The 10,897-nt window shown below is 51.8% G+C and carries 9 protein-coding genes and 1 tRNA gene; 4 read left to right on the top strand and 6 right to left on the bottom strand.

All coding sequences use genetic code 11. The features are described 5' to 3' along the window. Positions 1–182: 182 nt before the first annotated feature. A tRNA-Ser gene (locus tag ACKC9G_RS05390) sits at positions 183–272 on the bottom strand. A gap of 157 nt (positions 273–429) precedes the next feature. On the opposite strand from ACKC9G_RS05390, the gene ACKC9G_RS05385 reads away from it, so the two are divergent. Continuing rightward, positions 430–594 carry a hypothetical protein gene (locus ACKC9G_RS05385; RefSeq protein WP_411403910.1) on the top strand — a complete coding sequence of 55 codons (165 nt, stop codon included), beginning with the start codon at positions 430–432 and terminating at the stop codon, positions 592–594. Between the two features lie 72 nt (positions 595–666). Here the strand turns inward: ACKC9G_RS05385 and groL are convergent, their stop codons facing one another. From groL to ACKC9G_RS05370, 3 genes are all read right to left on the bottom strand, one after another. After that, complete coding sequence (gene groL / locus ACKC9G_RS05380) at positions 667–2,316, bottom strand: chaperonin GroEL (protein ID WP_411403909.1); 1,650 nt, start codon at positions 2,314–2,316, stop codon at positions 667–669. Positions 2,317–2,383: 67 nt separating this feature from the next. Next, the gene (locus tag ACKC9G_RS05375; RefSeq protein WP_411403908.1) at positions 2,384–2,671 is read right to left on the bottom strand and encodes a co-chaperone GroES; all 288 of its coding nucleotides are present in this window, start codon (positions 2,669–2,671) and stop codon (positions 2,384–2,386) included. A gap of 129 nt (positions 2,672–2,800) precedes the next feature. Beyond that, positions 2,801–3,343 (bottom strand): FxsA family protein, encoded by a 543-nt coding sequence (locus ACKC9G_RS05370; RefSeq protein WP_411403907.1) that lies wholly within the window; start codon positions 3,341–3,343, stop codon positions 2,801–2,803. Between the two features lie 310 nt (positions 3,344–3,653). Here ACKC9G_RS05370 and ACKC9G_RS05365 point away from each other — a divergent pair, with 310 nt between their 5' ends. Next, on the top strand, positions 3,654–4,415 hold the full coding sequence (locus ACKC9G_RS05365) for an SDR family oxidoreductase (RefSeq protein WP_411403906.1): 762 nt from the start codon (positions 3,654–3,656) through the stop codon (positions 4,413–4,415). Positions 4,416–4,535: 120 nt separating this feature from the next. Next, positions 4,536–5,882, top strand: coding sequence for an AmpG family muropeptide MFS transporter (locus ACKC9G_RS05360; protein WP_411403905.1), 1,347 nt, complete (start codon positions 4,536–4,538; stop codon positions 5,880–5,882). Between the two features lie 58 nt (positions 5,883–5,940). On the opposite strand, the gene ACKC9G_RS05355 is transcribed toward ACKC9G_RS05360, so the two are convergent. Next, positions 5,941–6,426, bottom strand: a complete 486-nt coding sequence (locus tag ACKC9G_RS05355; RefSeq protein ID WP_411403904.1) for a YajQ family cyclic di-GMP-binding protein — start codon at positions 6,424–6,426, stop codon at positions 5,941–5,943. Positions 6,427–6,513: 87 nt separating this feature from the next. On the opposite strand from ACKC9G_RS05355, the gene ACKC9G_RS05350 reads away from it, so the two are divergent. Continuing rightward, the gene (locus ACKC9G_RS05350) at positions 6,514–7,437 is read left to right on the top strand and encodes a ketopantoate reductase family protein (RefSeq protein WP_411403903.1); all 924 of its coding nucleotides are present in this window, start codon (positions 6,514–6,516) and stop codon (positions 7,435–7,437) included. On the opposite strand, the gene ACKC9G_RS05345 is transcribed toward ACKC9G_RS05350, so the two are convergent. Then, positions 7,434–10,769: a DUF2126 domain-containing protein gene (locus ACKC9G_RS05345; RefSeq protein WP_411403902.1), complete on the bottom strand. Its 3,336-nt coding sequence runs from the start codon at positions 10,767–10,769 to the stop codon at positions 7,434–7,436. The genes ACKC9G_RS05350 and ACKC9G_RS05345 overlap by 4 nt on opposite strands. Positions 10,770–10,897: the final 128 nt, after the last annotated feature.

The following is a 10,897-nucleotide window of genomic DNA, read 5'->3' as shown; positions in this document are numbered from 1 at the left end:
GGTCTTGTCTCTGACTATCTTGTCGATACCCAGTACAAGCACCCACACGAATTATCCGATTCATTTTTAAAGAGCAATCAGCGTTTAGCGCTGAAGTGAGGCGGCATTATAAGGAGCTAAACTTGAGTGTCAACTTCTTTTTCACCACCCATATTTTAATGTTTTTAAAACCCATCAAAACATGGCGGAGAGTGAGGGATTCGAACCCTCGATAGAGTTTCCCCTATACACCCTTAGCAGGGGTGCGCCTTCAGCCACTCGGCCAACTCTCCACATCAACGGCCGCGAACTTTACCAAGGGAGTCTTTAAAAATCAAAGATTAATTGCCAGCAGAAGTGTTTTTTTGAAAAAACGCTCAACGCTTGTTGATTGCTACACTGATCACTACTATTTGCGCCAACAGTGAGCGCTAATTATGGGAGAGAGCTATGAACGAACATGAATTGTTAGATGCCATCACTCAGGCATGCAATGAAGAAGCAGATGATACAGCACTGGGCAAAAAGGTACGCGCTCTGATTAATCAGTTTGAGACAGAGCAAAATGAGCTTTCAGATTTTTTGTCTGACTGTGGCGATGCTTGCAAGCTTTAAAGTCCGAATCCTGAAAACAAGAAAGCCCGCTAACGCGGGCTTTCTTTTTGGTCTGACGTATAGGTCAGGGCATTACATCATGCCCATACCACCCATGCCGCCCATACCACCCATGCCGCCCATATCAGGTGCAGCAGGTTTTTCTTCAGGAATTTCAGCAACCATAGCTTCGGTAGTAATCATCAGACCAGCAACAGAAGCCGCTGCCTGCAGTGCAGAGCGAGTAACTTTTGCCGGGTCCAAGATACCCATCTCGATCATGTCACCGTATTCACCAGTGGCAGCGTTATAACCGAAGTTGCCTTCGCCCTGTTTGGTCTTATCAACGACTACAGAGGATTCAGCACCCGCGTTGCTAACGATCTGACGCATTGGAGCTTCCATTGCGCGCAGTGCCAACTGAATACCGATAGTTTGGTCGTGGTTAGCTCCTTCAAGACCCTTCACTTGGCTCAGCGCACGAATCAGTGCAACGCCACCGCCAGGAACCACGCCTTCTTCTACTGCTGCACGGGTAGCGTGCAGTGCATCTTCAACGCGTGCTTTCTTCTCTTTCATTTCCACTTCAGAAGCAGCGCCTACTTTAATAACGGCTACGCCGCCAGCCAGCTTAGCAACACGCTCCTGCAGCTTCTCTTTGTCGTAGTCGCTGGTGGAGTTTTCAATTTCGCGACGTACCTGCTCGACACGAGCCTGAATATCTTCAGCTGCGCCTGCACCATCAACGATGGTAGTTTCTTCTTTGGTCAGAGTGACACGCTTCGCAGTACCCAGATGCTCCAAAGTAGTGGTATCCAGAGACAGACCAACTTCTTCGGAAATCACAGTACCGCCAGTTAGGATAGCAATATCCTGAAGCATGGCTTTACGGCGATCACCAAACCCAGGCGCCTTAGCTGCTGCCACTTTGATGATGCCACGCATGCTGTTAACAACCAGAGTTGCCAGCGCTTCACCTTCAACATCCTCGGCAATGATCAGCAGAGGTTTGTTGGACTTGGCAACCGCTTCCAGGGTGGGCAGCAGTTCGCGGATGTTAGAGATTTTCTTGTCAACCAGCAGGATGAACGGGTCTTCCAGTTCGGCAGACATGTTTTCCTGGTTGTTGATGAAATAAGGAGACAGGTAGCCACGGTCGAACTGCATACCTTCTACAACATCCAGCTCGTTCTCGAAACCGCTACCTTCTTCAACGGTGATAACGCCTTCTTTACCGACTTTCTCCATTGCCTTGGCAATGATGTCGCCGATTTCAACGTCGCCGTTGGCAGAGATAGTACCTACCTGAGCAATGGCTTTGCCATCTGCGCAAGGCTTGGACAGACCTTTCAGCTGTTCAACAACAGCAACAGTGGCTTTGTCGATACCGCGCTTCAGGTCCATTGGGTTCATGCCTGCAGCAACAGACTTCAGACCTTCGTTAACGATAGCCTGAGCCAGTACGGTTGCAGTGGTAGTACCGTCACCAGCGTTATCGTTAGCCTGGGAAGCCACTTCCTTGACCATCTGTGCGCCCATGTTCTCGAACTTGTCTTTCAGTTCGATTTCTTTGGCAACAGATACACCGTCTTTAGTGACGGAAGGTGCACCGAAAGACTTTTCCAATACAACGTTACGGCCTTTAGGGCCCAGAGTTACTTTGACTGCGTCAGCCAGGATGTTAACGCCGTTCAGCATTTTGGAACGAGCAGAGAGGCCGAATTTGACTTCTTTAGCTGCCATAATTTTTCAATCCTAATTCGCAAATTCTGGAAAATGGAAAAACGATTAACTGTGGTTAATGCGGCACTCAGCCTTCAACAACAGCGTAGATTTCGCTTTCTTTCAGGATCAGCAGTTCCTGACCATCTACTTTCACGGTATTGCTGTAAGGGCCAAACAGCACAACGTCACCTACTTTGACGTCCAGCGCCTGAAGTTCACCGTTATCAGTACGGCGACCAGGGCCTACTGCAATTACTTCGCCCTGATTTGGCTTTTCCGCAGCACTACCAGGCAGAACAATACCGCCAGCAGTTTTGGTTTCTTCTTCTTTGCGGCGAACAACCACACGATCATGCAAGGGACGAATGTTCATGCTTGTCTATCTCCCAGACATTTCCAAAGTCTTAGTTTGAGTTCCCGGCTTGGCCGGAGCTTCCAGTGCTTCCCAAGATGGGGCCAGCAAAAACCTTTTCAACAGTTGCTTGAAAAAATTTTGTCCGTCTTACGGATCTTTTTTGTCCTGCTCGTCTTTACGCTCGTACTCCCCTTCCAGCGTAACGCCATGACGTTCTGATTCGCGCCGACGTTGAGCCGCTTCACGAAACTCATCCAAAGGCGAAGCCTGACGACGATCGTAATGAAAGTCGCCTTCAGGATGACGCTGAGATTGATGAGAGCGCTGAGAGGTTGAAGTGAACTTCACTTTAGAGCCAGCCCAACTGATCAACATGGTTCGAGATACAGGCAAAAGACAGATAAGCCCCATGATGTCAGTCATGACCCCAGGGGTTAAGAGTAATACCCCGCCGACGGCAATAAAGAAGCCTTCAACGACTTCCTTGGCCGGCAACTCACCCCGAGCCAGTTTTTCCTGAACACGAAAAAGAGCTGCAGCTCCTTGTTGACGCAATACATAGCTACCAATCAGCGCAGTGACGATGATCAACATCAAAGTGTTAAATAAACCAATGGACTGGCCAATTTTGATCAACAGAGCCAGCTCTACCATGGGAATGACAATTAACAGAGGAAAAAGTAATCGCATTATCACAACCACAATTCAGAGAACCCGGGTGGCCGGGAGACCTTTGCCTGAAGCAATCCTGTTATGAATCTGTCCAAGCGCTGCCACAGCCCAGTCAGTTCAACAATCCAGACAAGATGGATGCGTATTGAACATAATTAAACCCCTTTCAGGTAAAAAGCTGTTACTGACGCTTTACTTCACCATCGTTGACTCAGTGCAACAAAAGTAGGGGTTTGATGTTTTGCCGCTTTGCTACCATGAAAAGGAGGATTATGATGCACTGCACAAACACCGTAGTCGTTCTCTAAGAACATGAGGAGACACAGACATGGATACAAAAGGTAAGACAATCGTTATCACCGGTGGCGCACGCGGGCTAGGCTTGGCAATGGCCAAACAGCTCGCTTCTGAAGGTGCCAATCTTGCACTGATTGATATGAATGCACAGGCGCTCGATGAAGCTGTGAGCCAATGCCGATCACTGGGCTGCGAAGCTCGCGCCTATGTCTGCAACGTTGCCAAGGAAGAGGATGTTGAAAACACTTTTTCTCACATTCGGACAGATCTTGGCGCCATTCATGTCATGGTCAATAACGCAGGTATCACTCGTGATGCGATGTTTATCAAAGCCAAGGACGGCACTGTTGATAAGCGCATGTCACTTGAAGACTGGCAGAGCGTTATCGACGTCAACATGACTGGGACCTTTCTCTGTGGTCGTGAAGCAGCCACTGCCATGATTGAAGAGCAACAAGAAGGCTGCATCATTAATATTTCCAGTATTTCGCGCGCGGGAAATATGGGGCAGACCAACTACGCAGCCTCCAAGGCAGGTGTAGCTGCCATGACAGTGACCTGGGCCAAAGAACTGGCTCGCTATGGAATTCGCTGCGCCGCCATTGCTCCAGGATTTATCGCCACCGAGATGGTGACCAGCATGAAGCCCGAAGCACTGGAAAAAATTGAGGCCATGATTCCGGCTCACCGTTTAGGCAAGCCTGAAGAAATTGCGATGACAGTGAGCTATATCATCAACAACGACTATGTTAATGGCCGAGTGATCGAAATGGACGGCGGCTTGCGCCTCTGATGCCCCCTTCGGAAGCGCTATTCGGCGCTTCCGGCTTCTTCAAGACTCTGACTCCCCTCTCTTTACACCTTTTAGCGCTCAACGTATCGTCGGTGTCCTGCTGTAAAAGGACATGATGGAATGAATAGCTGGCTAACGGCTTTTAAGGACTATACCCGACCTCGTACCCTCGCGATTTTTGTTCTGGGCTTTAGCTCAGGACTGCCCATCATGCTGGTGTTCAGCACGCTCTCATTCTGGCTTCGTGAAGCAGGCGTTGACCGGGCAACTATCGGTTTTTTCAGCTGGATCGCTCTGGCTTACGGCGTTAAATGGATCTGGTCTCCGCTGGTAGACGCCCTGCCCTTGCCAATATTAAGTAAAACCTTGGGCCGCCGCCGTGCCTGGCTACTACTCGCCCAGCTGAGTGTGGCAGCCTGCCTTCTTGGAATGGGCCGGATTGACCCAAGCCTTTCAGCCGGTGCTTTTGCATTGCTGGCAGTTGGCGTTGCTTTTAGCTCCGCGACCCAGGACATTACCATTGATGCCTACCGCATTGAGTCGGGTTCGACCGGACAACAGGCTACTTTTGCTGCGGCCTACATGGTGGGTTATCGGCTTGCCATGTTGCTGGCGACTGCCGGCGCTTTAGCGATCGCCGCACATTTTGATCAAGACCCCGAGGTCTATGATCTCTTTGCCTGGCAAAACACCTATATGGTCATGGCGTTGTGTATGCTACCCGGCATTCTGACGACTCTTCTCATGCGCGAGCCACGCGGCTCAATACCTGTCGTATCCCAGGCCCGGCGCAGCCCTTCCGAGTGGTTCCGGCAAGCAGTCTTTATGCCCTTCTATGACTTCTGGAGCCGTTACCGCAAACTCGCCATCCTGATTCTTGCCCTGATCAGTTGTTACCGCATTTCAGATATTGTGATGGGGATCGTCGCCAACGTGTTCTATGTCGATATGGGCTATACCAAGGAAGAAGTAGCCACCATCAGTAAAGTTTTTGGGGTAATAATGACACTGGCTGGCGCTGGTCTGGGAGGGTTACTGATCCGCCGCTATGGCATCATGCCGATTCTAATGCTGGGCGCTGTCTTATCTGCAGCAACTAACTTGCTGTTTGCTGGCCTGAGCCAGATTGGCCATAGCGTAGAATGGCTTACGGTGATTATCTCTGCTGACAACCTGAGCGGCGGCATCGCAACAACCGCCTTTATTGCTTACCTCTCCTCTTTGACGCGGGTTGCCTATTCAGCAACGCAATATGCACTTTTCAGCTCAGTCATGGTGATCTTCCCGAAATTTCTGGGCGGATTCTCTGGCGTCACGGTCGATGAAATTGGCTACTTCAACTTTTTTACGCTTACCGCAGTACTCGGCATCCCGGTATTGATACTGATCGTTTTGGCCTGGCGACATCTGCCTCCGCCGGAACTGCAGGACGAAGAGCCTACCGACGGCACCTCAGAACTGAAATAGACCCATAAAAAAACCGCGATAATGTCGCGGTTTTCTACTTAGCGGAGACGAAACAGTCTTAGTCACGAAAGTTGGTGTACTGCAGCGGCAGCTCAATCTCTTCACTGGCACGAAGTAATGCCATCACTTCCTGAAGGTCATCACGCTTCTTTCCTGTTACACGCACCTGATCGCCCTGAATCTGTGCCTGCACCTTAATTTTGGAGTCTTTGATCAGTTTGACCATTTTCTTGGCAAGCGCCTGATCAATCCCCTGCTTTAGCGTGATCGGCTGACGGGCACGCAGATTAGCGATTTCAACATCGCCCTCTTCCATACAGCGAATATCAATTTTACGGCTAACCAACTTGCTGCGCAGAATATCCAGCATTTGCTGCAGCTGAAACTCAGCCTCTGCCATCATTGTGACCACGTCCTCTTTCATCTCGAAAGAAGCATCAATCCCTTTGAAATCGTAGCGCTGTGTGATTTCGCGGTTGGCCTGATCGATGGCATTAGTAATTTCGTGCTGATCCAGCTCGGAGACCACATCAAATGACGGCATAATAACCTCAACATTCCAGTAAATGCTGGCATTTTACTGCATTGGGCCAATCACTCAAGGCAGTTTGCTTCAACCAGAGAAAACTCAATGACACATTGGCATATTCTTGGGCCAGGCGCCGTGGGTTGCCTTATGGCAGCCTTGCTGGATAAAAACGGCATCAAAGTCACGCTGATCGGACGTGAAAACAGTACCGGCTTTCAAACCCTGCACTATCAGTCTCCTGCGCCCAACTCCACCACGTCGACTATTCAGGTTGAATACACCACAACGGCACAGCTCAACACTCCCATGGATGTTTTGCTGATTTGCACTAAGAGCCATAGCACCAAGCAGCCGGTTGAAGCGCTGTCCTCCCACATTACCGCCCATACAACCCTCGTGTTGTTGCAGAACGGTTTGGGTAACCATGAATGGCTCGCTCAGCGCTTTCCTGAGAATCCGATCGTTCTGGGCTCTATTTCCCACGGCGTGATGAAAATCGCCCGCGACAAAATTCAGCACACAGGCCTCGGCACCTGCCAATTGGGAAGCTATGGCCAGCTGAAAGTATCACAGGAAAGCATCGCCCCTTTACCCGATGACGATGAAGACTGGGGAATGAGCTGGCAAGACAATATCCTGCAGGCACTCTGGTATAAGCTGGGTGTCAATGCCGCGATTAATCCGCTAACAGTAATCTACGACTGCAAAAACGGCGAGTTACTGGATGGAGCAGAAAGAGAAGCCAGGATGGAGCAGCTAGCCTGGGAAGTAGAGAGTCTGATGGGGTATTTCGATATCACGCCCCCCACAGATGGACTCATCGGTTTGGTGAAGCAAGTCGCTAAACGCACCGCCAGCAATAGTTCCAGTATGCGTGAGGATAGCCGGGCCGGGCGCATTACAGAAATTGAAGACATCAACGGTTACGTGATGAGAAAAGCACAGGAAGCGGGATTAAATTGCCCTGCCAATGCCGAAGTACTCGAAACACTTCAGCATTGGCAGGACGAGAAAAGAGACGACTAACGCCTCAAATCCAGTGTGCAGGGATACTCTGGGTTCGGCTCCTCAGCAGGAGGAGACATGGGCCGTGAATTAAAGTGCGGCGTGAAGGTACGCTTTCCTCCCGTTTGTGGCGGCGGGGTTATCGGCCCCTGGGTATGGCCATAGTCCCAGAAACGGTTAACACGGCGCGCTTCGGCCTCGTTCGCATTGACCGGGAAGGTACTGTAATTGCGACCACCCGGATGTGACACATGATAGGTACAGCCGCCGATGGAGCGGCCATTCCAGGTATCAATCACGTCGAAGACCAGTGGCGTCTGAATCCCAATGGTCGGGTGCAATGCTGACGGCGCAGCCCAGGCACGATAGCGTACACCGGCCACTTGCTCATCGCGCCGTCCAGATGAACGCAACGGAATACGACGACCGTTACACACGACGACATAACGATCACCCAGCGCACCTGTCACCCGCACCTGAAGGCGCTCAACGGTCGAATCCACATAACGTGCAGTGCCAAAGCTGCTGACTTCCTCGCCCAACACATGCCATGGCTCCACGGCCCAACGCAGCTCCAGATTGAGATCATCAATCTGAACATTGCCATAATGCGGGAAGCGGAACTCTTCAAAAGGTGCCAGCCATTCCATGCGGAAGGGGTAACCGTGAGCATTCAGGTCAGCGACAACATCACGAATATCAGACCACACGTAATGCGGCAGCATGAAGCGATCATGCAAATGAGTACCCCAGCGTACCAGCTTGCCGGTATAGGGCGTTTTCCAGAAACGCGCGACCAAGCAACGCAATAGAAGCATCTGGACCAGAGACATCCGCGCATGGGGCGGCATCTCAAAGCCACGAAACTCCAGAATTCCCAAACGGCCAGTTGCCGACCCGGGCGCATAGAGCTTGTCGATACAGAACTCGGAGCGATGAGTATTGCCCGTGATATCTACCAGCAGGTTGCGCATCAAGCGGTCGACCAGCCAAGGCTGCTCACACAGTCCTTCTGGCATTTCCTTAAAGGCGATCTCAAGCTCATACAGCGTTTCATCACGCCCTTCATCAACACGCGGCGCCTGACTGGTCGGCCCGATAAATTTGCCAGAGAAGAGATAGGACAAACCGGGATGATGTTGCCAAAAAGTGACCAGTGAGCGAAGCAGATCCGGACGGCGCAGCAAAGGGCTGTCTGCCGGTGTTTTGCCGCCCAAGGTGACGTGATTACCGCCACCTGTACCGGAATGCAATCCATCCAGCATGAATTTCTCGGTACCAAGCCGGGACTTGTGAGCCTCGTCATACAGTGTCTCGGTATTGGTGACCAGATCACGCCAGCTGGCAGCAGGATGGATATTCACCTCGATCACACCCGGATCCGGGGTGACCGCCAGTTTTTGCAAACGATAGTCTTTTGGCGGCTCATAGCCTTCCAGCACCACAGGCAATGACAGCTCCGCGGCGGTGGCTTCAATGGCCTCGATCAGCCCGACGAAATGCTCCAGATGCTGAAGTGGCGGCAGGAAAAGGTGCAGACGACCATTTCGCGCTTCAACGCACAATGCAGTACGAGCCACATCACGCACGATGCTGACTTTACCGCGCTGGGACTGCACTGGCTGTGCAGCGCTGGCAGCCTGCTGCCAACTCTGACCTGCATCCGGTAATGGTGACTTTTCAGCAAAGGGGTCCACCTCGGCCTCAAGCTCGCGCTCTTCTTCCTCAACAAAAGGCAATGAGTTAAGCGGTAAGCGCATCCCCATGGGCGAATCTCCGGGGATCAGAGTTAACCGTCCGGCACGTAACTGCCAGTCTGAAGAACGCCAGCAGTTCTCGTAATAGTTCCACGCCAATGGCAGCACATAACCACTGGCGCGATTCAGCCCCTGCTCGGATAACAGCCGCGCAAGTCGACGCCGTTCCAGCGAGTCATCGAGATCAACTTTTGCCGGGTCAACGTTGTCGGGCAGAGACTGTTCTTGCCAGAGATAATAAAGCGCATCTTCATACCCCGGCAGAATATGCTGATTATTAACACCCAGCTTCGCTGCCAGTGTTTGCATATAGCGCTCAGCATCGACCGTGCCATGGCCGTAGTTTTTATCCGCGCGCGCCAGCAGTGCCGGTGTTTTCCACAGCTGCTGTCCATCCGTTCGCCAGAAGCAGCTCAATGCCCAGCGAGGAATCTCCTCACCGGGATACCATTTACCCTGACCGTAATGCAGTAAACCACCGGGGGCGAACTTCTCACGCAAGCGCAGCAGCAAGTCCTTCGCCAAACGCAGCTTGTCGGCGCCCAAGGCTTCGGTATTCCATTGCGGAGAATCCATATCGTCGATGGAAACAAACGTCGGCTCCCCCCCCATGGTCAGGCGAACATCGCCACTGTCCAGCTCACGATCAACCGCATCCCCGAGCGCCAGAATTGATTCCCACTGAAAGTCATCATAGGGCTTGGTAACACGAGGGTCTTCGTGGATACGGGTCACCACGTTGCTGTAATCAAACTCGACCTCGCACTTGTCCGTTACCCCGGTAATTGGAGCGGCCGAGACAGGATCAGGTGTACAAGCCAGAGGGATGTGCCCTTCTCCTGCCAGCAGACCGGACGTGGGATCAAGACCAACCCAGCCCGCTCCCGGGATAAAGGCTTCGCACCAGGCATGCAAATCGGTGAAGTCCTGCTCAGGGCCTGAGGGACCGTCAAGAGATTTCACATCCGAAGTCAGCTGTACCAGATAGCCGGAGGCAAATCGTGCTGCGATACCGCAGTGACGAAGAATTTGTACCAGTAACCAGGCGGTATCACGACAAGACCCTTTCGCCAGCGTCAGGGTTTCCTCACAGGTCTGAATACCGGGTTCAAGCCGGACGCCATAGCCAATCTGCTGTTGTAGGAGCTGATTCACTTCGACCAGAAAATCGATGGTCTTACGCGGCTTTTGCGGGATAGCCTTGACCCACTCGCTCAGAAGCGGGCCATTCTCACTGGTCTCTAAATACGCTTCCAGCTCCTTCTTAAGCAGCGGGTCGTACTTGAACGGAAACTCTTCAGCATATTCCTCGATGAAGAAATCGAAGGGGTTAATCACCGTCATGTCGGCAATCACTTCCACTTCAAACTTCAGCTCCTTGCACTTCTCCGGAAAAACGAGACGCGCCTGATAGTTGCCGAAAGGGTCCTGCTGCCAGTTGATGAAGTGGTTTTCTGGAAAAACCTTGAGGGAGTAGCCATGAATTTTGGTGCGTGAATGACTGGCAGGTCGCAGCCTGAGCACATGGGGGCCAATCCCCACATGGCGATCAAAGACGTAGGAAGTCTGGTGCCTGATGGCAACACGTATCGTCATGGTGAGCTTTCCTTGTGGACTCTGACGCCTGCCAGAGTTAACCAAACGCAATACGGGGTTATGTGACGAGTATGAATCGCCTAAGTGACCGTTGGATGATCCGGGTGAGACAGGACAGAGCGTTGTCA

The organism is Pokkaliibacter sp. CJK22405 (assembly GCF_046614695.1).
GTDB lineage: Bacteria > Pseudomonadota > Gammaproteobacteria > Pseudomonadales > Balneatricaceae > Pokkaliibacter.
This window is presented reverse-complemented; position numbering and strand designations above follow the sequence as displayed.